Origin of the sequence: Pseudomonas sp. SR18 (assembly GCF_023701505.1) — a bacterium.
Taxonomy (GTDB): Bacteria; Pseudomonadota; Gammaproteobacteria; order Pseudomonadales; family Pseudomonadaceae; genus Aquipseudomonas; species Aquipseudomonas cyclaminis.
Genome location: NZ_JAMQAU010000003.1, coordinates 256,425 through 279,881, shown reverse-complemented (window position 1 = coordinate 279,881; position 23,457 = coordinate 256,425). Strand labels below are relative to the sequence as shown.

Below are 23,457 nucleotides of genomic sequence, written 5' to 3'. Positions count from 1 at the left end.
CGGGGGCTGGATTAATTTATATTTCGACCATAATATGCGTAAAAAATTATGTCCATAATTTTTTGCCCGATGGTCATCCCCTGGAGCCCGACATGAACCTTCTCCCGCTGCGCCTTCTCTCGCCCGTGGCTTTGCTGATGATCCTCAGCGGCTGCAACAGCCAGGCCGACCCCGCCGCCCAGGCGCCCCAACCACGAGCGGTACTCGCCGCCAAGGTCGAAGCCGCCGGCACCCAACAAAGCGCCTACACCGGTGTGGTCGCGGCTCGTACGGAAAGCGACCTGGGCTTTCGCGTAGGTGGCAAGGTGATCGAGCGCAAGGTCGATCCCGGCCAGCATGTCTCCCGTGGCGACACCCTCTTGGTCCTGGATATCGGCGACTTCGAGCTGGCCCTGCGCTCGGCCAGAAACCGCGTCAATGCCGCCCAGGCGCAACTGCGCCAGCGCCGCGATGACGCCAACCGCTATCAGCGCCTGGCGAGTACCGGCGCCGTGTCGCGGCAGATCTTCGACCAGTCGGCGACCAACCTGCGCGTCGCCGAAGCAGAGTTGGCCTCGGCGCAATCCGACGCCAGCCAGATCGAAAACCGCCGCACTTACTCGGTGCTCAAGGCCGACGGCGACGGCATCATCACCGACGTACGGGTCGACCCCGGCCAAGTAGTCGCCGAAGGCCAGATCGTTGCGCGCCTGGCCCGTGACGGTGCCCGCGAAGCCATCGTCAACCTGCCGGAAAACCAGCGCGAACAGGCCTCGCAAAAAGCCCTGGCCTTCCCGTTCGGCGCGCCTGATCAAGCCGTAGCGGCCACCTTGCGCGAACTCTCCGCCAGCGCCGACCCCACCACCCGCACCTACCGCGCGCGTTATGTGTTGCACGGCGCCGTCGACCGCTTCGCCCTCGGTTCGACCATTACGGTGCGCCTGCAAGGTAATGGCCAGGCACAACAGACCCGCGTCCCCATCGGCGCGTTGCACGATGCAGGGCAAGGCACCGGGGTATGGGTGATCGGCGCGGATAACACAGTCACTTTCTCGCCGGTCAGCGTCGCCAGCCTCGGCCAGGAAGATGCCCTGCTCAACAGCGGCGTGAGCCCCGGCACCGTCATCGTCGCCCTCGGCGCGCACCTGCTGCACAGCGGCGATGCGGTACGCCTGCTGCCCGCCCAGGCATTGGCCCTCAACCGCAAACAGGACCAATGAACATGCGCGGCATCAATCTCTCTGAACTGGCGGTCAAGCACCGCGCCGTCACGTTGTTCCTGATCATCGCGATCCTGGCCGCCGGGATTTTCTCGTTCGGCAAACTGGGGCGCGCCGAAGACCCGTCCTTCACCGTCAAGGTGATGACCATCACCGCCGCCTGGCCCGGCGCCACGGCCCAGGAAATGCAGGAGCAAGTCGCCGACCGCCTGGAAAAACGCCTGCAGGAGCTGGACTACTACGACCGCGTCGAGACCATCGCCCAGCCGGGTTTTGTGTCGATGCGCATGACGTTCCTCGAATCCACCCGTCCCGGCGAGATCCAGGACCTGTTCTACCAGACCCGCAAAAAGCTCAGCGATGAAGCGTCGAGGCTGCCCAACGGGGTGATCGGGCCGTTCTTCAACGATGAATATTCCGATGTGTACTTTGCGCTGTACGCCCTGGAGGCCGAGCACCTGCCCCATCGCCAGCAAGTGCAGATGGCTGAGGAACTGCGCCAGGGCTTTCTTAATCTGCCGGGGGTGAAGAAGGTCAACATTCTGGGCGAACAGGCACAACGCATTTTTGTCGAGTTTTCCTACGAGCGTCTGGCGACTCTGGGCATCAAGCCCGACCAGATCTTCGCCGCCCTCGCCGCGCAAAACGCCGTGGCGCCGTCGGGCTTTGTGGAAACCGCAGGGGCCCGCGCCTATATCCGTATCGACGGGGCTTTCGACAGCCTGGCGCTGATTGAAAACGTGCCGCTGGAAGTCAACGGCCGGTTGCTGCGCATTGCCGATGTGGCGACCGTCAGCCGCGGTTATGAAGACCCGCCGAGCTACCGCATCCGCCATCAGGGCGACCCGGCGCTGATGCTCGGCGTGATCATGGAAAAACACTGGAACGGCCTGGAGCTGGACAAGCGTCTCAAGGCCGAGGAGGCACGGATCCACGCAGACCTGCCATTGGGGGTGAACTTCGCCAAGGTCTCCGACCAGGCGAAAAACATCAGCCTGGCGGTGAATGAATTCATGCTCAAATTCTTCGTTGCCCTGGCGGTGGTGATGATCATCAGCCTGTTGGCCCTCGGCTTTCGCGTCGGCCTGGTGGTGGCAGCTGCGGTGCCGCTGACGCTGTCCGTGGTGTTCGTGATCATGCTGGTGACGGGGCGAGAGTTCGACCGCGTCACCCTTGGCGCGCTGATCATTTCCCTCGGCCTCCTGGTGGACGACGCGATCATCGCCATCGAGATGATGGTGGTCAAACTCGAAGAAGGCTTTGACCGCATTCACGCCGCCACTTACGCCTGGAGCTCGACCGCCGCGCCAATGCTGACCGGCACCCTGGTGACCATCATCGGCTTCCTGCCGGTGGGGTTTGCGCGCTCGGGCGCCGGGGAGTACGCCGGCAATATCTTCTGGATTGTCGGCTTCGCGCTGATTTCATCGTGGCTGGTGGCGGTGGTGTTCACCCCGTACCTGGGGGTCAAGCTGCTGCCGAATATCAAACCGGTGCCCGGTGGCCACGACGCTATCTACGCCGGGCGCTACTACCAGAAACTGCGCGCCCTGGTGGAACTCTGCGTGCGCAGGCGCTGGCTGGTGACCGGGCTGGTGGTGGCGGCGTTTGTGCTGTGCGGGCTGGGCATGGGCGTCGTGAAGAAACAGTTCTTCCCCGACTCCGACCGGTCCGAATTGATTCTGGAGGTGTACATGCCGCCCGGCAGCGCCTTCAAAAGCACTGAGGCGGTGGCGGCGCAACTGGAGAAGGCGCTGCTGCAAGAACCGCAGACAAGCATGGTCGACACCTACGTGGGCGGCGGCGCGCCACGGTTTTTCCTGTCGTTGAACCCTGAGCTGCCCGACCCGGCTTTCGCCAAATTGATCGTGCAGACCCCGGACTCCCATGCCCGCGATGCCCTCAAACTGCGCATGCGCGAACGTATCGCGGCCGGCGAATTCCCGGCGGCGCGGGTGCGCGTCACGCAATTGCTGTTCGGTCCGCCGGTGCCCTTCCCGGTGGTATTTCGCGTGTCCGGCCCGAATCTGGACGTGCTGCGCGGGCTGTCCGAAGACGTACGCAACGTCGTCGCCGCCAACCCACTGACCAAAGATGCCTTCCTTGATTGGGGCGAGCGCACCAGCGGTTATCGCCTGGTGCTCGATCAAGACCGCCTGCGCCTGCTGGGTTTCACCCCCAATGAAGTCAAGTCCCAGCTCAACGCCCTGCTCAGCGGCAATCCGATCACCGAGGTGCGTGAAGGTAATCGCACCGTGTCCGTCGTGGCCCGCGCCCAGGGCAACCAACGCGAGAACCTCGGCAACCTCAACAACATGACCCTGACCAACAGCGCTGGCACCTCAGTGCCCCTGGCCCAGGTCGGGCATTTCCAGGCGGTGATGGAAGAGCCGATCCTCAAGCGCCGCAACCGCGCGACCACCGTGGAAGTGCGCGCCGACATCATCGACGGCGTGCAACCGCCCGACGTGGAAATGGCCGTGTACAAAGACCTGCAACCGCTGATCGCCAAACTGCCGGCGGGCTACACGCTCGACATCGGCGGCCCGGTGGAAGAAAGCGCCAAGGCCAACGTCGCCCTGGCCGCGCTGTTCCCGATCATGATCCTGCTGACCCTCAGCGTGATCATGTTCCAGGTGCGCTCCTTCGGCGTGATGTTCATGGTTTTCGCCACCGCGCCCTTGGGCTTGATCGGCGCGGTGCCGACGCTGTTGCTGTTCAACCAGCCGTTTGGGTTCAACGCGATACTGGGGCTGATCGGCATCGGCGGCATTCTGATGCGCAACACACTGATCTTCACCGACCAGATTCGCCAGAACCAGGAACAGGGCATGGCGATACGCGAGGCCATTGTCGAAGCCACGGTGCGGCGGGCCAGGCCGGTGATCTTGACCGCGTTGGCAGCGGCGCTGGCGTTTATTCCGCTGACGTTGTCGGTGTTCTGGTCGTCCCTGGCCTATGTGCTGATCGGTGGAGTGCTGGTGGGCACGCTGTTGACGCTGTTGTTCTTGCCGGCGCTGTGCAGTCTGGTGCTGGGGCGCGAGAAGACAAAAGCCGTCGAAGCTTCCCACGTGGCCGCCGGATAAGCTCTACAGCTTCCCCCTGAAAACCTCTGCAAAGTCCTTCGCCTGATCACACAGGGCGAAGGATTGCAGATGGTTTTTTTCGTTAAGGCCCTGGTTGACGGGGCTGCCTCTTGATTCCCGTCATCGCCAGCTTCGTCCTGGCCCCCATGGATCCCAAGGCGCCGGATAGTGAGCGCGTCTTCGGTGATTTTCGCGATTGCCTGAACACCTTTGATGCCTGGGCCGAAAGCTTCTGGAGCGGTTCGGCGCTGGAGGTCGAGCAGGTTTTCAAGGTGGGAGACGAGGTAGCGCTGGTTACGCCGGTTTCGTCCAAGGCACCCAGTAAAACGGTCGCCACGTGCAGTGCCCAGGGCTCGCTGACCCTGGTGCATATGTTCGAAAGCACCCGCTTCGTGCCGATCGGCAATACGCCAGTGATGCTCCAAGCCATTGCGGCGGATGGCAGCCCGATGGGCCCGCCGCTGCATCGGACCATCGGCCCCAACGGCATCCTCGAAATCACCGAGTGTGATCGCAATCAGCCGTACCAAATCACCTTCTACCCCACTGTTCCCCAGGATCACGTCAAGGCGCTGTATGCGTCTTATCAGTCGGTGATTGCGGGGCTAGAGGGTCGGCTGCGGGAAGAGTGGACGGCGACTTTCCAACCCCAATGGAAGGACTTTGCCAGCGCCAGCTCTTTGCAACGCAGCGCGATGCAGGGCGTGGCGTTTTCCACCGGGATGGCCAAGGCGCTCTACAACCTGTGGGACAACATTTCCCAGCTGTACGACCTGCTGGCGGATCTCAAGGCCAACAGCCAGAAGTTGTTGGCGTACCTATCCCAGGCTGAGCTTGATGAACTGCTGAGGCTGGGCAGCGACGCGATTGCCAAGGGTTTGTTGGTGCTTAGCGATGAGCCGCTGTTGTTCATTTATGTCTCGGCGATCGTCAGTTGGATACGCCTGCTGCCACCGCCGGAGATGTATGAATTACTGGGCGAGATCACCGGTGAAGTGCTGATCAACCTGCTGCTGATGTGGGCGACGGCCGGGACGGGTGATACAGACGGCAACCCAATTACCGCCTATACGGAATATTGAAATGAAATACCACCCTAAACTTTCGATCTTGCGCAGCCTGCTATTCACCTACAGCATCGAAAATTTCGACGACCCCGAAAGAGAGATCTTTATCGCATCAAAAAATATAAATGACGACAAAGAACTCGCCGACCTATTTGACGAACTTACCAAACCTGAATTCATCAAATATACAAGAGAGGAAAGAGAGTGGCACATCAACACCATTCAAAATTCCTTAAGCGCAGACGAAAAATTTGAGTCTGTCTTTTATCTTTTTGACACTTACTTTAATGATGAAATAACTGACAAAAGGCAGTTTATGAAAATCCTTCTAGACTGCCTTTGCAGATATAACGTCGAAATAATAGATAATTAATTTAGAAGCTTTAGATAGCTAGAGCTGCTCATCACAAAGATCACTCAGCAAATGAAACTCAAAAATACAAAAGCTGCTTGCACCGGCTTATAAATATGCAAAACAAACCAAGCTTGGAAATAATTCGCGGCTTGCTATTTACCTATGATATCGAAAACACGGACGACTTGGAGAGAGAAGCCTTAATCTCTTCAAAAAACATAAATAATGAAAAAGAACTTATTGAATTATTCAACAAGCTGACCAAACCAGAATTTTTAAATCACACAAAGCCCGAACAAGACTGGTTCATTGACTCAATAGAATACTTCTTAACGATCAACGACAACTTCGACGCTGTCTTTAAAAAAATGGCGACTTACTTCAGCGAAGATGTAGCTGATCAGCGGGCATTCATGCAGACCCTTCTTTATAGTCTGAAGCATTACACCGACAATCCTTGATGGCTAACCCACCAAGTGGTGAGCAGGCTTGCCCTGCTCGCCACAAAGCCACACTGCGTACCGTCAATTCACCGCTTCGCCAACTCCATAATCATCCGACTCAACAGGTAAACCCGAGGCACCACGCTCTCCACCTCCGCATATTCCTCGGCCGTGTGAATATTCCCACCCACAATCCCGAAACCATCCAGCGTCGGTGTCCCCACTCCGGCCGATAAACTCGCATCCGCCGCGCCGCCGCTGCCTTCAATGGTCAGCTTCTTGCCCAATTCCCCATAGATCCCTTGGGCAATCGCTACCAATTTGTCCGACTCCGCCGTCTGCGGCATTGGCGGCAGGCCGCGTTTGAGGGTGGTGGTCACGTCGGTTTCCGGGATCAGCTTGTTGGCTGAAACCCGCACCAGGTCTTTCTCGATCCGATCAAACTCTTCCGGCAAGGCTGCGCGGACATCCGCCTTGGCGGTGGCTTGGTCTGGAATCACGTTGGTGCGGTCGCCGGCCTTGATCACCGTGAAGTTGATGGTAGTTTTCTTCTCTTCATCACCCAGTTTGCCCAGTTGCAGGATCTGGTGCGCGGCTTCCATGGCGGCGTTGCGGCCCAGTTCCGGGGCGACGCCGGCGTGGGCGGCTTTGCCTTTGACTTCGACCACGGCGGTGGCGCTGCCTTTGCGCCATACCACCAGGCCGTCGGCGGGGCGGCCGGGTTCGAGGTTGAGGGTGACGTCGTGGGCCTTGGCGGTGGTGCGGATCAGCTCGGAGGCGATGTCGGAGCCGGTTTCTTCGCTGGCGTCGAGCAGGAAGGTGATTTGCGCGTAGTCCTTGAAGCCTTGGTTTTTCAAGACTTTGAGTGCGTAGATGCCTGCGACGATGCCGCCCTTGTCATCCATCACGCCGGGGCCATAGGCGCGGCCGTCCTTGATGTGAAACGGGCGTTCTGCAGCCGAGCCTTCCTTGAACACGGTGTCCATGTGGGCCATCAGCAGGATCTTGGCCTTGCCGGTGCCCTTGAGGGTGGCAATCACATGGTTGCTGTTGGCGGCAGCGTCCGGCACGCGTTCGATGCTGAAGCCCAACTGTTTCAACTCATCCACGGCGATGTCGCTGACCTGGGTCAGGCCCGGCCCGTAGCCGGAACCGGAGTCGATATTCACCAGGCGCTCCAGCAGTTTCAGGGCCTCGGCCTTGTACTGCTGGGCATCCGCCTGGATCTGCGGGTGGAGTTCGGCGCTGTAGGCCGGGAGTGCGAAGGACAAGGCCAGCGTGGCGGCCAGGAGCGTACGGGGGAAGGTGAAGAGCATAAACCGGTCCTTGTTTTTTGTTGGGGGGCCGCCACACCCTACCCCACTAAACGGACCGTAACCAACTCCCGTGCACCGCGCTGACACGGTTGCGCCCGCTGCTCTTGGCTTCATACAGCGCCAGGTCGGCATCGTTGAGCCAACCGGTGGAATCGGCATGTTCGGGTCGATACGGCGCCAGGCCGATGCTCAAGCTGGCGCGTAACGTCGGGTCCTGGGCGTATGCCAGGGCATTGAAGCGGTCACGCAGTGCGTCCATCACTTCCGTGGCCCGGTTGAGCGGCATGCCCGGCAGAATCACGCAGAACTCGTCGCCGCCGTAGCGTCCGGCCAGGTCGGTGGCGCGCAGGTTCTGGCGCAGTATTTTACCGAGTTGGCGCAGGACGATATCGCCCGTAACGTGGCCGTAGGTGTCGTTGATGGTCTTGAAATGGTCGATGTCGATCAGCGCAATCGCAGCGCCCTGCTGCTCGCGGCGGCAGCGTTGGAATTCAATCTCCAGGTGATCTTTCCAGGCGCCATGGTTGAGCAGGCCGGTCAGGCTGTCGGTGCGGCTCAGGGCGAGTAATTCACGTTTGTGCCGGGCCAGGTTCAGGGCCTGGCGGTAGCAGATCCAGCCAAGCGCCAGGGGATACAGCATCAGGATCGGCAGGCATGCGTAGAGTTGGACCTGGGTGGTGGTGGCGACAAAGGCCGGCGCGAAGATCAGCAGCGAGGCGCCGATGCCCAGCGCCTGCGCCAACCACCCCGCCAGCATCAGGCGGGGGCCGCCGAGGGCCACGTTGTTCATGGTCATCATCGACAATGTGGTGACGCTGGGCAGTGGATTGAAGTGCATGGCACCGACCCAGAAACCGCCGCAGAACGAATCGAACAACAGGTTGCCGCGCTCAGTGCGCAGCGTGTTGGCGGTTCGCAAGGAAAGTTGGAACGCCAGATGGGGCCAGACAAACGCGTTGATCAGCATCCACGCCCACACCCAGGGCGACGGGTGCAGCGGGTACATGCCAAAGACCACACACACCAGACCGAGCGTCAGCCCCAGGGTGCGGGATTTGTACAAACGAATAGCGAGCGGAAGTCCTTTTCCTCCGGCGGCTGGCATGGTCGAGGGTAATCCTGGATGAATGCCTGGAGTCTATCAGGGCGCCAGCAATTCGCCACTACCACTCATAAGCTCATCACCCGCGCAAATGCCCGATCCAAAGCGCTCAGTGGGAAAAACCCCGGGCCAGCATCAACGCTACGCCCAACAGCAGCACTGCCGTGACCCGCTGCAACAGCACGCGGCGCTTGGGGTTTTCCAGGACGTGCTTGATGCGTTGGCCGAAGTAGCAATACAGGCAGCCGCTGGCAAATTGCAGCAACAGGAACGTCGCGCCGAGGATGGCGATATCCGCCGCCGAGCTGTGCTCCCCTGCCCCGGCAAACTGCGGGAACACGGCGCTGAACATGATGATGGTCTTGGGGTTGGAAAACCCGGTCAGCAGCCCTTTGCCGAACAGGCTGCGCGAGCCCTCCACGGCGCCGGCCTTGCCGATGGCCACGCCGCTGCTGGTCCACTGTTTGTAGGCCAGGTAGAGAATGTAGGCCACGCCGACAAACTGGATAGTCTGGGTGATCGCGAGGTTGCCCTTGATCAGCTCCGAGAAGCCCACGGCGAAGATCAGGATCGAAATCAGGTACGACACGCTGGCGCCGATCTGCGCCGGGATCGAGCTGCGCAAACCGTCCTTCAAGCCCAGGCTCAGCAGCAGCAGGGTCATAGGGCCGGGGCTGAAGGTCATGGTGGCGCAGAACAGCAGGAAATAGAGAAACGAAGACAGGGTTAACGCAGTGGTCATGGGCCAGGGCCTTCAATAAGTAGAAACGACAGCCGTGGGACGGGCACACCGGCGCCCGCCCCGGCTTCCATCAAGCGACAGCGATCTCGGTGGCCAGGGATTCGCGGTACATCACCGCCAGCTCACCGAGGGCCGCTTTGGCCGTCTGGTTGCGGGTTTCGAAGGCCACCAGGCCTTTCCAGTTGGTTTCGACGATGGCCTGCATCACGTCGGCGTAGTCGCAATTGCCGTCATGAATGCCGAAGTGCTGGTCCTGCACGCCATTGTTGTTGCTGAAGGAAATGCCCTTGATCAAGTGGTGATACTTGCGCACCACTTCGGCCGGCAGGCCATCCTCGATATTGGCGTGGCCGGCGTCGAGAAAGAAGTACACGTTGCTGTGGGCCTGCAGACGCTCGAACACAAAGGCGTATTCCGCTTCATGGGTGAAGATGTAGTGGAACGGCCGGTAGTTGACGTAGTTCGACAGGTTTTCCAGGTAGATGTCCACGCCCTTGGCCTCGGCGTAACGCGCCAGTTCCTGCACCGACTTGAGGTAGTGCTCCAGGGCGACTTTCTTGGCCATCAGCACCATTTTTGGTTCGACGATGCAGCCCCCGTGGATGATCAACGGCGCGCCCAGACGGCTGGCAATGTCGACTTCCTTTTTCACATACGCCACGGCGGCCACGCGAAAGGCTTCGACGTCACTGCCCAGCGGCGCCTTGAAGTTGCCGTGGTAGACGGGCTTCACACCGGTGGCCGCGATCTGCGCTTGCAGACTGGCGATGCGTTCATCGGTCCAGTCATCGACCATTTCGCCGAACAGGCTGCCGTCGATATACCAATGGGTGCAGCCGCCTTCAATGGCGGTGTCCAGGCCCTTCTCGGCGGCGAGGTATTTCTGGTGGGCCACACCGGTACAGAACGGTACGGCGGCGTTGATCAGGTTACTTTCCATGAAGCGATTCCTTTCGTGATGGAGGGTTACAGTTCAATGGCCATGAAATCGGCCTTGGTGACGCCGCAGTCCGGGCATGTCCAGTCTTCCGGCACCTCTTCCCAAGGGGTGCCGGCCGGGATTCCGTCTTCAGGAATGCCCAATTCTTCTACGTACATAAATCCGCAGGGCGCACACATATAAGTCTTCATGAGAATGCGAAATCCATGGCTCGCTGGTAGGAAGGTTCGCCAATTCCAGGCGAGATGGCGCGCAGTCTAGGGGAGCGGCATTGCACAAGGCAGGTGAAGTAATGCCTAATCCGGCCTAACTTCACCGGTAAAATCACCAGTAAACACAAGGAAGGTTTATGTTCGTATCCGCCATCGCCTTTGTGGACGGCACGCCGAAGGTGCAACAGATCGTCGAGGCGTTCAGCCAGGCCATCGAGAACGGCGAATGGGCGCCTGGCAGCAAGTTGCCGTCGGTGCGCGAATTGACCCAGACCCTGGGCGTGAGCAAGTTCACCCTCAATGAAGCTCTGGACCGCCTGCGCGGGCAACACCTGCTCACCTCCAGCCAGGGCCGTGGCTACTTTGTGGCGATGGACAGCGCACGCCCGGCCTCGGTGGCGTGGGTCGACCTGCTGCCCCAGGATCTGCTCAGCGTCTTGCGTCGGCCCCTGGTCACTGCCAGCGGCGAACTGCGCCCCGGCGGCGGCCACCTGCCGGAAGAATGGCTGGACGCCGACGCCATCCGCCAAGCCATGCGCAGCGTGGTGCGTGCGCCGTCGCTGCGCATCGCCGGGCTGGGCACGCCGGCCGGCTTGCTGCCGTTGCGCCAGGCCCTGCAACAGAAGCTGCACGGCGAAGGGTTGTCGGTGCCGGTGGAGCAGATCATCACCACCCCCAATACCGTGCAGGGCCTGGACATGCTGATGCGCCTGCTCGCCCGTCCCGGCGATACGGTGCTGCTTGACGCGCCGTGCTACTTCAACTTCCACGCCAACCTGGCGCTGCATGGCGTCAAGGTGGTGACCATCCAGCGCCGTCCCGATGGCTTCGATTTCGTCGCCCTCGAACAGCTATTGGCCGAACACCGCCCCAGCCTCTATCTCACCACCAGCGTGCTGCATAACCCCACCGGCCATTCCTTCAGCCCCAGCCAGGCGTTTCGGCTGCTGCAACTGACCCAGCAGTACCACTGCCATATCGTCGAGGATGACCTCTACGGTGACCTTCATCCCAACCCGCCACCGCGCCTGGCGGCCGTGGCCGGTCTGGATCAGGTCACCTACCTGTCGGGCTTTTCCAAGATTCTGAGCGCCAACACCCGCGTCAGCTTTGTGGTGGCCGCGCCGCAACTGGCGGCCAACCTGACCAATATGAAGTTGATGAGCGGCGGCGTGACCTCGGAGCTTTTCGAGCAGATCGTCTACCGCATGCTCAGTGAAGGCAGCTACGCCAAGCACCGCAAGCGCATGGTCCAGCGCTTGATGGAGGCCGGTGGGCGCGTCGAGCAATGGCTCAAGCGCTGCGGCTGTGAGTTGCCGATGGCGTATGACGGCGGGATGTTTATCTGGGCGCGCCTGCCACCGGGGGTCAATGGCGAGCTGTTGGCCCAGGAGGCATTGAAACGCAGCATGGTGCTGGCGCCGGGCGCGCTGTTCGGCTACGACCCGGCCCATCGTGATTCGATGCGTTTTAATGTGGCCCATACCGATGAGCCGCGGGTACAGCGGGTGTTTGAAGCGCTGTTGCTCAAGGCGGTGCGCGCGCCTTAGCGGCGATGGGCCAGGGATCGCACATGGGACATTGGCGGCTCGCTCCTTGAACAGAATCTGTTAGAAGGGTCCAAGCTAAACGATCTTAAAAACCGCCAATAAATATCTTTTTAGAATTAGCTTAGGCGCGGGTCTCTGCGACAGCTGCGCTCTTCTTGTTCGTTGACCAACCGTGTGACACCCCATATAGTGTGCCCACAAACAAAACAGACCACTACATAGTGTGCAGTATCGGTATTTACCGACCACACTATGCGCACTATTTCAATGCCTGACAGCCTGCAAATCGCATATTTTTTGGACGGGTTCTCATGCCGTCAAACCAGAACAGAAGGGAGTATTTCAATGCTGAGTTGGGATGAAGTCGACAACGAGGACACCGGTGCAGCGGTGATCAAGGGCGCCAACGCCGGCCACGCCAGTGAAGCCAACATGGACCGCCTCGACGGTGCCGGCGCTGCCGCCGCGCTGGAAGCACGCCACGTGACCGCCAACGACTCCGCCGCGATCATCCGCGCCAAGGCCGCCCTGGACAAACTCGACGTCGCCGAAGGCCTCGCCGAACTCGAAGGCTCCGCCGCCCGCGTCGCCGTTGACGAAAAGCGCATGATCAACTGCCGCGCCGACCTCAACCAACTCGTACCCTTCAAGTACGACTGGGCCTGGCAGAAGTACCTCGACGGCTGCGCCAACCACTGGATGCCGCAAGAGGTTAACATGACCGCCGACATCGCCCTGTGGAAAAACCCCGAAGGCCTGACCGACGACGAGCGTCGCATCGTCATGCGCAACCTGGGCTTCTTCTCCACCGCCGACTCCCTGGTCGCCAACAACCTGGTCCTGGCCGTATACCGCCTGATCACCAACCCGGAGTGCCGCCAGTACATCCTGCGCCAGGCCTTCGAAGAAGCGATCCACACCCATGCCTACCAGTACTGCATCGAATCGCTGGCCATGGATGAAGGCGAGATCTTCAACATGTACCACGAGATCCCATCGGTCGCCAAAAAGGCAGCCTGGGGCCTGAAATACACCCGCTCCATCTCCGATCCGAAGTTCGAAACCGGCACCGTCGAGACCGACAAAGAGCTGCTGCGCAACCTGGTCGCCTACTACTGCGTCCTGGAAGGCATCTTCTTCTACTGCGGCTTCACCCAGATCCTGTCCATGGGCCGCCGCAACAAAATGACCGGCGTGGCGGAACAGTTCCAGTACATCCTGCGTGACGAGTCGATGCACCTGAACTTCGGTATCGACGTGATCAACCAGATCAAAATCGAAAACCCACACTTGTGGGATGCCGAGATGAAGGAAGAAGCGACCCAGATGATCCTGCAAGGGACTCAGCTGGAGATCGAATACGCGCGCGACACCATGCCTCGCGGCGTGTTGGGCATGAACGCGGCGATGATGGAGGACTACCTCAAGTTCATCGCGAACCGTCGTCTGTCGCAGATTGGGTTGAAGGAAGAGTATCCGGGGACGACGAATCCGTTCCCGTGGATGAGTGAGATTATGGACTTGAAGAAAGAGAAGAACTTCTTCGAAACTCGTGTGATTGAGTACCAGACCGGTGGCGCTCTGAGCTGGGATTGATTCAACACTGACCAAAAATGTGGGAGGGGGCAAGCCCCTCCCACATTGGTTATCGGTGCTCCATCGACTTACAAACACTCTCTTATGCCCAACCAAACCATCAAGACCCCTTGCGTCGGCCTCTGCTCCACCGTTTACGGCGATCTGGTCTGCCGCGGCTGCAAGCGTTATCACCATGAAGTCATCCAGTGGAATGGCTACAACGCCGAGGAAAAACAGGCGGTGTGGCTGCGCCTTGAGCAATTGCTGGTGCAGGTGATGGCCAGCAAGCTGGAGGTGTTTGATCCACTGCGTCTGCGCCAGCAGTTGGAAGACCGCAAGATCCGCTTTATGCCGCACCAATCCCCCTACTGCTGGGCCTACCAGTTGATCGCACGGGGTGCGCGGGTGATATCCAGGCTGGACGCGTATGGGCTGGCGTTATTGCCGGAGTTTCGTGAGCGCCACCTGGCGGATCTGCGCGATGCCATCGACCGCGAGTTTTTCCTGCTGTCCGAGGCGCATTACGAGCGGTATATCGCGCCGGGGTTTATCCGCGAGGCATTTGGTCCGCCGTTGATCGCTGCCTTTTAACCCTTCAATTGTGGTTAAAATGCCGCCCGCTCAACGACCGACGCTCAACGATGACCCCAGACGCACTCGCCACCCTGCACGCCTACCTGCTCAATGCCCTGGCCACTGTGCCTGCGGAAACCCGGCGCCTGTTCCACGGCCGTGGCCGTTGCTGGCCGGGTCTGGAGCAACTGACGGTGGACTGGCTGCAGGGCGTGGTGCTGGTGGCCTTGTTCAAGGAAACCGAACACCTGGACGCCCTGAAGGCGCAACTGTTGCAGATCGACTGGGCCGGATTCGGCGCCCACACCGTCGCCCTGCAACACCGCTACCTGCCGCAAAGCACCACCGAATGGCTGGTGGGCGAGGCCATCGACGAATTGACCATCACCGAAGGCGGCCTGCGTTACCTGATCGACCTGGGTAAAAAGCAGAACAGCGGGCTGTTCCTCGATATGCGCTACGGCCGCAACTGGGTGCGCGAACAGGCCGAGGGCCAGCGCGTGCTCAACCTGTTTGCCTACACCTGCGGGTTCTCGGTAGCCGCCATCGAAGGCGGCGCCGACCATGTAGTCAACCTCGACATGGCCCGTGGCGCCCTCAGCCGTGGCCGCGACAACCATCGCCTGAATGGTCATGACCTGAGCAAAGTGACCTTCCTGGGCCACGACCTGTTCAAGTCCTGGGCCAAGGTCACCAACAGCGGCCCCTATGACTTGGTGATCATTGATCCGCCGTCCTTCCAGAAAGGCAGCTTCCTGCTGACCAAGGACTACCAGCGCGTATTGCGTCGCCTGCCGGACTTACTCACGGCGCAGGGCACGGTGCTCGCTTGCATGAACGACCCGGCCTTTGGCGAAGACTTCCTGATCGACGGCGTTACCCGCGAGGCGCCGGGCCTGGGCTTTGTGGAACGCCTGCAAAACCCACCTGAATTTCCGGATATCGACGTGCAAAGTGGCCTGAAGGCCTTGGTGTTCCGTCAAGGCTGATGCCGAAACGTCCTACGCTTGCTACGCTAAGTGATACGCCGGGCGGTGAACCTTATGACCCCCTTCCCGGTCGATACCTGCATTCCCCGGCCAGACTCGACGGCGTCACGTTGTCGGCTGCCCCGTTTGACCTTTTGGAGAACCGCCCGTGATATCGACCCTGCATGTAGCCAGAATCAAAGCCTGGGGCGCCCACGGCTTCACCGCCACCGGTGTGGTGCTGGCCTTCCTGGCCACCCTGGCGCTGCTGGAGAACTCACCCAAGGCCTGCCTGCTGTGGCTGGGCCTGGCGCTGGTGGTGGACGGCGTCGACGGTTCCCTGGCGCGCCGGGTCAATGTCAGCACGGTACTCCCCAGCTTTGACGGCTCGGTGCTGGACCTAGTGATCGACTACCTCACCTACGTGTTCATTCCGGCACTGTTTATCTACCGCTACATCGACCTGCCGGAGTTTACCCACCTGTTTACCGTGTCGGTGATCCTGGTCTCGTCGCTGTTCTGCTTCTGCAACGTCAACATGAAGAGCAAGGACAACTACTTCGTCGGCTTCCCTGCCGCCTGGAACGTGGTTGCCTTGTGCGTGTACATCATCCAGCCGGACGCCTGGGTGACCCTGCTCACCGTGATCGGCCTGGCGCTGCTGACCGTGACGCCGATGAAGTTCCTGCACCCGTTCCGGGTCAAGCGCTTCATGCCGATCAATATCGCCGTGACCACCATCTGGTTGCTGTGCAGCTTCTTGATGGTGGTGGATTACCCGAACACCAACCCGTGGACGTTTGGGTTGTGGTCGGTGATGTCGGCGTATTTCCTGGGGATTTGCATCTGGCGCACGGCGCTGGAGTGGCTGGGCACACACAAATAACCCAGCGGTCACGGTTAACAATGTGGGAGGGGGCTTGCCCCCGATAGCGGTGGGTCAGTTAGACACAAGCTGACTGATACACCGCTATCGGGGGCAAGCCCCCTCCCACATTTGGATCTCCTTACATTCGGCAGGTAAGATGGCGACCCTCAGCAGTCCCGCCAACAATAAGCCCTGCCCATGCCCTTCGAACTCAGCGTTGACCTCACCACCCTCGCCATTCTCGCCGTCGTGGCCTTCGTCGCCGGTTTTATCGACGCCATCGCCGGCGGCGGCGGCCTGCTCACCACGCCCGCCCTGCTCACCGCCGGCATGCCACCGCACCTGGTATTGGGCACCAACAAGCTCAGTTCCACCTTCGGCTCGGCCACCGCCAGCTTTACCTTCTACCGCCGCAAGCTGTTCCACCCGCGCCAATGGGTGCACGCCATCGTCGGTACGCTGATCGGTGCGTTGACCGGTGCAGTGGTCGCCCATTACCTGCCCGCCGAAACCCTGAACAAGATGCTCCCGGTGATCGTCTTCGGCTGTGGCCTGTACCTGTTGTTTGGCGGTACGCCCAAGGCAGCATTGGATAACGACGCGCCGATCAAGAAGAAGTGGCAGTCCACCCAAGGCTTTGGCCTGGGTTTCTACGACGGCGTGGCCGGCCCCGGTACGGGCGCGTTCTGGACCGTCAGCACCATGCTGCTGCACCCCATCGACCTGGTGAAGGCCAGCGGCGTGGCGCGCAGCATGAACTTCGTCAGCAACGCGGCGGCGCTGTCGGTGTTTATCTTCAACGGCTCGGTGGACTGGATCGTCGGCCTGGCGATGGGCGTCTCGGTGATGTGTGGCGCGTTCTTTGGCGCACGCAGCGCGATCAGCGGCGGCGCCAAATTTATTCGCCCGGTGTTTATCACCGTGGTCCTCGGCCTGACGGTGCGCCTAGCCTGGCAGCACTGGTTCAGCGTGGCCTAGGCGACGGGCCAGGTAGAGGTCGATCAGGTAGCGCGCAATCGAGCGTGACGCCGGCAACGGCGGCAGGTCGTGGATGTTGAACCACTGCGCGTCTTCGATCTCGTCGGCCTGGGGCACGATATCGCCACCGGCGTACTCGGCGTGAAAACCCAGCATCATCGAATGGGGGAACGGCCAGCACTGGCTGCCCATGTACTGGATGTTCTTGACCTCCACCTGCACTTCTTCGCGCACCTCGCGGATCAGGCAGTCCTCGGCCGATTCCCCCGGCTCGGCAAACCCCGCCAACGTGCTGTACACACCCGTCACAAAACGCGGCGAACGGGCCAGCAGGATCTCGTCGCCACGGGTCACCAGCACGATCATGCTCGGCGAAATCCTGGGGTAGCTGCGCAGGTCGCACGCCTGGCAGAACATCGCCCGCTCCCGTGGCACCTGGACCATGGCCTGGCCGCAACTGCCGCAAAACCGATGCTCCCGCGCCCACGTACCGATCTGAGCGGCGTATCCGAGCACTTTGTAGAGCGTGTGATCACCTTGCAGCATGAAGCCGCGCAGGCCTTGCCAGCTGCAACCCGGCACGTCAGCGGTGGCGTCGAGTTCCAGCAAATACACCGGCTCACCGTCGAGGTGGCCGATGCCGTGCTCGGCTAACACCACCAAGTCCTGGCGCTTGAGCCATTCGCGAGGGAACAGCGGGCCGTTGGGGTCATTCAAAAAGCCGTCGCGGCTGCGGGCGACAGCCCAGCCGCCGGGGGTGTCGTTGTCCAGCAGCGTTGTGGTAATCCAGCCTTGGGTCATGTCAGTCAATCCACGAATTCGGGTTTCTGCTTACTCATATGGGCCGCGATGGCCACGCGCAGGTCGTTGGATTGCAACATAGCCGCGTTCCAGGTGGCAACGTATTCCAGACCATCATTGACCGTGTGGTCACGCATGTAGCTGATCATGGCCTTGGTGCCGGTCACGGCGATCGGCGACTTGGCGGCGATCTGATGGGCGATTTCCAGGACACCGGCCAGCAGTTGCTCATGATCGGCGTAGACGCGATTGACCAGGCCAATGCTGCGTGCTTCCTCGGCGCCGAACTGGCGCCCGGTGTAGGCCAGTTCACGCAGCATGCCGTCGCCGATGATGCGGGGCAGGCGTTGCAGCGTACCGACGTCGGCGGCCATGCCGATGTCGATTTCCTTGATGGAGAACTGCGCATCTTCAGCGGCGTAACGCATGTCGCAGGCGCTGATCAGGTCGATGGCGCCGCCGATGCAATAACCGTGGATCGCCGCCAGTACCGGCTTGCGGCAGTTGTCGACCGCGTTGAACGAGGCTTGCAGTTCCAGGATCTTGCGGCGCAGCAGGCGTGCGTTGCGGCCCACGTCCTTGCCGAAGGCATTGGCCACCGAGGCCAGCATCATCAGGTCGATGCCCGACGAAAAATGCTTGCCGGCGCCGCTGAGTACCACGGCCCGCACGGCGTCGGTGTCTTCGATCCATTGGAAGATGTCGATGATCTCGGTCCAGAACACCGCATTCATCGCGTTGATTTTTTCCGGGCGGTTGATCTGCACATGGGCAACGTTGCCAGTGACTTCGACGACGAACGCTTGGTATTCGGACATGGCAGTGATCCCTGGCTGGCGAGTGATAAGGCCCGAACTATAACAAGGGTGCACCACGGCGCATCGGCCAAAAGCGGGACTGGCAAAAAACCCTGCCAGGCGCCATCCTTGGCGCTTTAAGCCGCCCTACCCGCGGCGCTCGACGTTTTAAGGAAATGCCATGCACGCCCAACCCCTCGCCACCGCCGATTTGGACTTCATCGAAGAAACCCTGCTCAAGTACGGCGATGACCATTCGGTGCTGAACCTGGCGGAACTCGACGGCTACTTCACCGCACTGGTATCCAGCCCCGCGCAGGTCGATATTGCAGAGTGGTTCCCGGCGATCTGGGGTGGGCAGAATCCGGAGTGGGAAACCGCCGAAGAGGCCCAGCAGTTCCTGGACCTGTGCGTGCGTCATATCAACCTGCTGGCCGCCCAACTGGCGACCGACGCCCAAGGTTTCAAGGCACGCTTCGATGACACCGACCATCAAGGCCAGACCGTGACCCTCGCCGAAGAGTGGTGCTTTGGTTATATCCGTGGCGCCGCCATCGGCAACTGGCCAGCACTGCCCGCCGCACAGGCCGCGCTGCTGGAGAAGATCTCCTGGTGCGCCGAGCAGGACAACTTCGAATTGCCGGCCGACCTGGATGTGCAGGCCCACCAGCAACGCGTCAGCGAGATCGAACCGGCGGCGCGTGCTCTGCATGATTACTCGCTGAGCCAGCGCTAAACCTCGACAAGCACCGCACCTTTGGCCGATTATTCGGGTCCGCCCGTCGGCCACTCCGTCCCACCTTGCCTTGATCAGGAGCCTTGTACCTTGAGTTCGCAGAAAACCGTGACCGTTACACCGCCCAACTTTCCCCTGAACGGCAAGGTCGCACCGCCCGGCTCCAAATCCATTACCAACCGCGCCCTGCTGCTGGCCGCCCTGGCCAAGGGCACCAGCCGCCTCAGTGGCGCGCTGAAAAGCGACGACACCCGCCACATGTCGGTAGCCCTGCGCCAGATGGGCGTGACCATCGATGAGCCGGATGACACCACCTTTGTCGTCACCGGCTCCGGCAAGCTGCAGTTGCCTGCGCAACCGCTGTTCCTCGGCAATGCCGGCACGGCGATGCGCTTCCTGACGGCCGCCGTCGCCACCGTCGAAGGCACCGTGGTGCTGGACGGCGACGACTATATGCAAAAGCGCCCGATCGGCCCGCTGCTGGCCACCCTCGGCCAGAACGGCATCCAGGTCGACAGCCCCACCGGTTGCCCACCGGTGACCGTGCACGGGGTGGGCAAGGTCCAGGCCAAGCGCTTTGAGATTGACGGCGGGCTGTCCAGCCAGTACGTCTCGGCCCTGTTGATGCTGGCCGCGTGCGGTGAGGCGCCGATTGAAGTGGCGCTGACCGGCAAGGACATCGGCGCCCGTGGCTATGTGGACCTGACCCAGGACTGCATGCGTGCCTTTGGCGCGCAGGTGGACGAGGTCAACGACACCACCTGGCGCGTGGCCCCTACCGGCTACACCGCCAATGACTACCTGATCGAACCGGACGCGTCCGCCGCCACTTACCTGTGGGCCGCTGAAGTGCTGACCGGAGGCCGTATCGACATCGGCGTGGCCGCGCAGGACTTCACCCAGCCCGACGCCAAGGCCCAGGCCGTGATCGCTCAGTTCCCGAACATGCAGGCCACCGTGGTGGGCTCGCAGATGCAGGACGCGATCCCGACGCTGGCCGTGCTGGCCGCGTTCAACAACACCCCGGTGCGTTTCACTGAGCTGGCTAACCTGCGGGTCAAGGAATGTGATCGCGTGCAGGCGCTGCACGACGGCCTCAACGAAATCCGTCCGGACCTGGCGACCATCGAAGGTGACGACTTGCTGGTCGCCGCTGATCCTGGGCTGGCCGGTACGTCCTGCACTGCGCTGATCGACACCCACGCCGACCACCGCATCGCCATGTGCTTTGCCCTGGCGGGCTTGAAAGTGTCGGGGATCCGCATTCAGGACCCGGATTGTGTCGCCAAGACCTATCCTGAGTACTGGAAGGCCTTGGGCAGTCTTGGGGTCAAGCTCAGCTACTGAGTCAACGGCGCCGGAGTGGGGAGGGAATGCACATGACAATTCGCCAACCCTGCCCACCCGGCGCCTGTGTCTGCGACCGCGAGCAACTGCTTGAAGCGCCCGGCGCCGACCTGCGCATCCTCAACCTCACGCGCCAGGAAGAAAAACGCCTGCTCGACCGCCTCGAAGACCTCAAGAGCCTGCAAGACCTGGAGCGCCTGCAACAACTGATGTACCAGCAATTGGGCATCCGCGTGCACATCGCGCCAGGGCACACCGAGGTCAAGAGCATGCGCGGGATCCAGATCGTGATCGACGAGCTGCCAGGCATGTGCCGCAAGACCCGGCAATCAATCCCGGCGGCGATTCGCCGAGGCCTGGAGAAACGCCCGGAAATCGCCTACCGCCTGTTGGATGCCCACGACCTGTTTCGCGAGGGGTGAATCAACCGGCGACGGTCTCGGTTTCGAACAACCCCTGCCCCACGGCCTTCGCCGTTTTCAGATGCACCTCGGCCGCGCCGCCCTCCGACTCCAGCAACAGCTCGGACGTCAGCACCTTCGCCCCGCAGTAATCAAAGATGCCGTAGTCGATCTGCGTGCGCATCGCCTTGGCATAGCCGTGGCGGTCAAACGCGCTGTCATCGGCTGCACCGAGGGCCAGCAGGTGCACCTGTAAGTGGCGCAGTTTTTTCAACACCGGGGTATCCGGGCCGTAGTCGATTGCCCAGCCATTGACGAACACGCGGTCGATCCAGCCCTTGAGCAGCCCCGGCAGCGACCACCAATAGATCGGAAACGCGAGCACCAGGGCGTCGGCGCGGTCGAGGCGCGCCTGTTCGGCAAGCACATCGGCCGGCGGTGCGGCGCGGGTGCGGTGGACAAGGTGGTCGGCGGCGGTGTAGCGCGGGTCGAAACCTTCGGCGGCGAGGTCGGCGATTTCGTAGGTGTGGCCAGAGGCGATGAGGCCTGCGGCGACTTGCGTGGCGATGCTGTGGGTGAGGGACTGTGGGTCGTGATGAGCTACAACGATCAGTGCGTGCATGACATTGACTCCCTTTCGGTTTAGGCTGGACTTAGTTACTTTTAGTAAGTTAATTCGAGTAAGTTACTTTTGGTATATAAGCATGTCAAGCACTGAGTCCCCTGCCCCACGTCGTCGTTTGTCCCGTGAAGATCGTCTGAATCAATTGTTGGAAGTGGCCTGGCAACTGGTGCGTGAAGAAGGCACCGACGCCCTGACCCTGGGCCGCTTGGCGGAACTGGCGGGCGTGACCAAGCCGGTGGTCTACGATCATTTCGTCACCCGGGCGGGGTTGCTGGCTGCGCTGTATGAAGACTTCGACGGACGCCAGAATCAGGTGTTTGCCCAAGCCATCGAAGCCAGCAGCGCGACCCTGGACGACCGCGCGTGGGTCATCGCCGCGTCGTATGTGGACTGCGTGTTATTGCAGGGTCGGGAAATTCCCGGCGTCACCGCCGCACTCAGCGGCTCACCGGAGCTGGAAACCCTCAAGCGCAAGTACGAGGCGATCTTTCTCGACAAATGCCGCGACGCCCTGGCGCCCTTCGCCCCCAGCGGCACAGTGTCCCAAGCCGGCCTGCGGGCCATGCTCGGCGCGGCGGAAGCGTTGTCCCATGCAGCCGCCAGCGGCGAAATCAGCCGTGAAGAAGCCCAGCACGAATTGCTGGCGACCATTCTGGCGATGGTCAACCGCACGGCTGTTTCCTGACCTGGGCCAGCGCCAACAAAGCCTCGCTGACGCCCGGCCCAGGCTATTTGACCAGGCGCTTCTCTTTAGAGGGGCGATAGCCGAAGTACGAGCTGTAGCACTTGCTGAAATGACTCGGCGACACAAAGCCACACGCCACCAGCACCTCTACCTGTGACAACTCGGTGTGCTGCAACAACCGCCGCGCTTCGGTCACGCGCAATTCCATGTAGTAGCGCTGTGGCGTGGTGCCCAATTGCTCCTTGAACAGTCGCTCCAACTGTCGACGAGAGCGGCCGGCGTAGACCGCCAACTGGTCCAGTTCCAAGGGTTCTTCAAGGTTCGCGTCCATCAGCTTCACCACTTCACGCAACGGCGCGCTGACGCTGACGTTTTCGGTGGGCTTGATACGCCGGTAGCGGGACTCCTCGAAGGCCAGGATGTCTTCGATACCCTCGACCAACGCCTTGTCGTGCAGGCTCTTGATCCAGTCCAGGGCCATATGGAAGGCGCCTGAAGGACTGGAGGCGGTCAGACGGTCGCGGTCGATCACGTAGGGTTCGCTGGTGACGTGGGTGGCTTTGGACACTTCCGCCAGCGCCGGGCGATGTTCCGGGTGGATAGCGCAGCGGTAGCCCTGCAACAGTCCGGCGCGGCCGAGGAACCAAGCGCCGTTCCACAGACCCGCGAGGTGGACGCCGTGCTCGGCAGCGTTGCGCAGCAGTTGGATGAATTCCTCGCTGGCCTTGAGTTCGGTGCGAAATCCGCCGCAGATCACCAACAACTCCAACTCATGCAACGCAGCAGCGTCCAGGCACGCATCGGGGCGGATCACCAGGCCCAGGTCGCTGGTCACTTCGCCGTCGCCCCAGCCAAACGTACGTGAAGCGAACAGATCGGGGCGTAGCAGGTTGGCGGTGACGAGAGTGTCGAGGGTCTGGGTAAAGGCAGGCAGGGAGAAATGTTCAAGCAACAGGAAGCCGACGCGGGTGACCGACGCCGGCTGTGAGGTTTCATTGAGGTAGCGCAGGTTCTTGCCTTTCATGCCACCGCTGAATTGACGTCTTTCCATCGAGGGTTGGCCCACTCTTATTGTTGATGCAGTGGGC

Annotated in this window: 23 protein-coding genes and 1 pseudogene; 15 read left to right on the top strand and 9 right to left on the bottom strand. The window is 61.2% G+C overall.

Features of this window, described 5'->3' with window-relative positions:
- Nucleotides 1-92: 92 nt before the first annotated feature.
- The 5 genes and pseudogenes from NDJ82_RS07200 to NDJ82_RS07180 all read left to right on the top strand — a co-directional run bounded on the left by NDJ82_RS07200 (nucleotide 93) and on the right by NDJ82_RS07180 (nucleotide 6,168).
- A complete protein-coding gene (locus NDJ82_RS07200; RefSeq protein WP_191958368.1) occupies nucleotides 93-1,199 on the top strand; it encodes an efflux RND transporter periplasmic adaptor subunit in 1,107 nt (368 codons plus the stop codon).
- 2 nt (nucleotides 1,200-1,201) lie between these two features.
- Entirely contained in the window at nucleotides 1,202-4,285 is a 3,084-nt protein-coding gene (locus tag NDJ82_RS07195; RefSeq protein WP_250925197.1) for an efflux RND transporter permease subunit, read from the top strand.
- Nucleotides 4,286-4,395: 110 nt separating this feature from the next.
- Nucleotides 4,396-5,325: pseudogene (locus NDJ82_RS07190) on the top strand (type IV secretion protein Rhs); the annotation flags it as partial.
- A gap of 43 nt (nucleotides 5,326-5,368) precedes the next feature.
- Complete coding sequence (locus NDJ82_RS07185) at nucleotides 5,369-5,725, top strand: hypothetical protein (RefSeq protein WP_250925196.1); 357 nt, start codon at nucleotides 5,369-5,371, stop codon at nucleotides 5,723-5,725.
- Nucleotides 5,726-5,820: 95 nt separating this feature from the next.
- A complete protein-coding gene (locus NDJ82_RS07180; protein WP_250925195.1) occupies nucleotides 5,821-6,168 on the top strand; it encodes a hypothetical protein in 348 nt (115 codons plus the stop codon).
- Between the two features lie 68 nt (nucleotides 6,169-6,236).
- Here NDJ82_RS07180 and NDJ82_RS07175 read toward each other — a convergent pair whose 3' ends face one another.
- The 5 genes from NDJ82_RS07175 to NDJ82_RS07155 form a co-directional block, all read right to left on the bottom strand.
- Nucleotides 6,237-7,466 carry a M20/M25/M40 family metallo-hydrolase gene (locus NDJ82_RS07175; RefSeq protein WP_099583160.1) on the bottom strand — a complete coding sequence of 410 codons (1,230 nt, stop codon included), beginning with the start codon at nucleotides 7,464-7,466 and terminating at the stop codon, nucleotides 6,237-6,239.
- 46 nt (nucleotides 7,467-7,512) lie between these two features.
- The gene (locus tag NDJ82_RS07170; RefSeq protein WP_099583161.1) at nucleotides 7,513-8,571 is read right to left on the bottom strand and encodes a diguanylate cyclase; all 1,059 of its coding nucleotides are present in this window, start codon (nucleotides 8,569-8,571) and stop codon (nucleotides 7,513-7,515) included.
- 106 nt (nucleotides 8,572-8,677) lie between these two features.
- Complete coding sequence (locus tag NDJ82_RS07165; RefSeq protein ID WP_099583162.1) at nucleotides 8,678-9,310, bottom strand: LysE family translocator; 633 nt, start codon at nucleotides 9,308-9,310, stop codon at nucleotides 8,678-8,680.
- A gap of 70 nt (nucleotides 9,311-9,380) precedes the next feature.
- Nucleotides 9,381-10,250, bottom strand: a complete 870-nt coding sequence (locus NDJ82_RS07160) for a sugar phosphate isomerase/epimerase family protein (protein ID WP_099583163.1) — start codon at nucleotides 10,248-10,250, stop codon at nucleotides 9,381-9,383.
- A 26-nt stretch (nucleotides 10,251-10,276) separates the two neighbouring features.
- Nucleotides 10,277-10,441, bottom strand: coding sequence for a rubredoxin (locus tag NDJ82_RS07155; protein ID WP_016968943.1), 165 nt, complete (start codon nucleotides 10,439-10,441; stop codon nucleotides 10,277-10,279).
- A gap of 158 nt (nucleotides 10,442-10,599) precedes the next feature.
- Here NDJ82_RS07155 and NDJ82_RS07150 point away from each other — a divergent pair, with 158 nt between their 5' ends.
- From NDJ82_RS07150 to NDJ82_RS07125, 6 genes are all read left to right on the top strand, one after another.
- Nucleotides 10,600-12,012 (top strand): aminotransferase-like domain-containing protein, encoded by a 1,413-nt coding sequence (locus tag NDJ82_RS07150; protein WP_250925194.1) that lies wholly within the window; start codon nucleotides 10,600-10,602, stop codon nucleotides 12,010-12,012.
- A gap of 345 nt (nucleotides 12,013-12,357) precedes the next feature.
- Nucleotides 12,358-13,608: a ribonucleotide-diphosphate reductase subunit beta gene (locus NDJ82_RS07145; RefSeq protein ID WP_150677006.1), complete on the top strand. Its 1,251-nt coding sequence runs from the start codon at nucleotides 12,358-12,360 to the stop codon at nucleotides 13,606-13,608.
- 84 nt (nucleotides 13,609-13,692) lie between these two features.
- Nucleotides 13,693-14,181, top strand: coding sequence for a DUF1289 domain-containing protein (locus NDJ82_RS07140; RefSeq protein WP_099585267.1), 489 nt, complete (start codon nucleotides 13,693-13,695; stop codon nucleotides 14,179-14,181).
- 50 nt (nucleotides 14,182-14,231) lie between these two features.
- The gene (locus NDJ82_RS07135; RefSeq protein ID WP_250925193.1) at nucleotides 14,232-15,152 is read left to right on the top strand and encodes a class I SAM-dependent methyltransferase; all 921 of its coding nucleotides are present in this window, start codon (nucleotides 14,232-14,234) and stop codon (nucleotides 15,150-15,152) included.
- Between the two features lie 148 nt (nucleotides 15,153-15,300).
- On the top strand, nucleotides 15,301-16,017 hold the full coding sequence (gene pcsA / locus NDJ82_RS07130; protein ID WP_099585269.1) for a phosphatidylcholine synthase: 717 nt from the start codon (nucleotides 15,301-15,303) through the stop codon (nucleotides 16,015-16,017).
- Nucleotides 16,018-16,197: 180 nt separating this feature from the next.
- Nucleotides 16,198-16,977 (top strand): TSUP family transporter, encoded by a 780-nt coding sequence (locus NDJ82_RS07125; protein ID WP_032886830.1) that lies wholly within the window; start codon nucleotides 16,198-16,200, stop codon nucleotides 16,975-16,977.
- Here NDJ82_RS07125 and nudC read toward each other — a convergent pair.
- Nucleotides 16,945-17,778: an NAD(+) diphosphatase gene (gene nudC / locus NDJ82_RS07120; protein ID WP_250925192.1), complete on the bottom strand. Its 834-nt coding sequence runs from the start codon at nucleotides 17,776-17,778 to the stop codon at nucleotides 16,945-16,947. The genes NDJ82_RS07125 and nudC overlap by 33 nt on opposite strands.
- A 5-nt stretch (nucleotides 17,779-17,783) precedes the next feature.
- Nucleotides 17,784-18,596 carry a crotonase/enoyl-CoA hydratase family protein gene (locus tag NDJ82_RS07115; protein ID WP_099585271.1) on the bottom strand — a complete coding sequence of 271 codons (813 nt, stop codon included), beginning with the start codon at nucleotides 18,594-18,596 and terminating at the stop codon, nucleotides 17,784-17,786.
- A 160-nt stretch (nucleotides 18,597-18,756) separates the two neighbouring features.
- On the opposite strand from NDJ82_RS07115, the gene NDJ82_RS07110 reads away from it, so the two are divergent.
- From NDJ82_RS07110 to NDJ82_RS07100, 3 genes are all read left to right on the top strand, one after another.
- Nucleotides 18,757-19,311: a UPF0149 family protein gene (locus NDJ82_RS07110; RefSeq protein ID WP_250925191.1), complete on the top strand. Its 555-nt coding sequence runs from the start codon at nucleotides 18,757-18,759 to the stop codon at nucleotides 19,309-19,311.
- A gap of 90 nt (nucleotides 19,312-19,401) precedes the next feature.
- A complete protein-coding gene (gene aroA, locus NDJ82_RS07105) occupies nucleotides 19,402-20,658 on the top strand; it encodes a 3-phosphoshikimate 1-carboxyvinyltransferase (RefSeq protein ID WP_250925190.1) in 1,257 nt (418 codons plus the stop codon).
- Between the two features lie 32 nt (nucleotides 20,659-20,690).
- Nucleotides 20,691-21,080 (top strand): hypothetical protein, encoded by a 390-nt coding sequence (locus NDJ82_RS07100; RefSeq protein WP_099585274.1) that lies wholly within the window; start codon nucleotides 20,691-20,693, stop codon nucleotides 21,078-21,080.
- A gap of 1 nt (nucleotide 21,081) precedes the next feature.
- Here the strand turns inward: NDJ82_RS07100 and NDJ82_RS07095 are convergent, their stop codons facing one another.
- Nucleotides 21,082-21,681, bottom strand: coding sequence for an NAD(P)H-dependent oxidoreductase (locus NDJ82_RS07095; RefSeq protein WP_250925189.1), 600 nt, complete (start codon nucleotides 21,679-21,681; stop codon nucleotides 21,082-21,084).
- A gap of 82 nt (nucleotides 21,682-21,763) precedes the next feature.
- Between NDJ82_RS07095 and NDJ82_RS07090 the strand changes: the two genes are divergently transcribed.
- Entirely contained in the window at nucleotides 21,764-22,369 is a 606-nt protein-coding gene (locus NDJ82_RS07090) for a TetR/AcrR family transcriptional regulator (protein WP_250925188.1), read from the top strand.
- 43 nt (nucleotides 22,370-22,412) lie between these two features.
- Here the strand turns inward: NDJ82_RS07090 and souR are convergent, their stop codons facing one another.
- Nucleotides 22,413-23,393, bottom strand: coding sequence for a transcriptional regulator SouR (souR, locus tag NDJ82_RS07085; protein WP_177411617.1), 981 nt, complete (start codon nucleotides 23,391-23,393; stop codon nucleotides 22,413-22,415).
- Nucleotides 23,394-23,457: the final 64 nt, after the last annotated feature.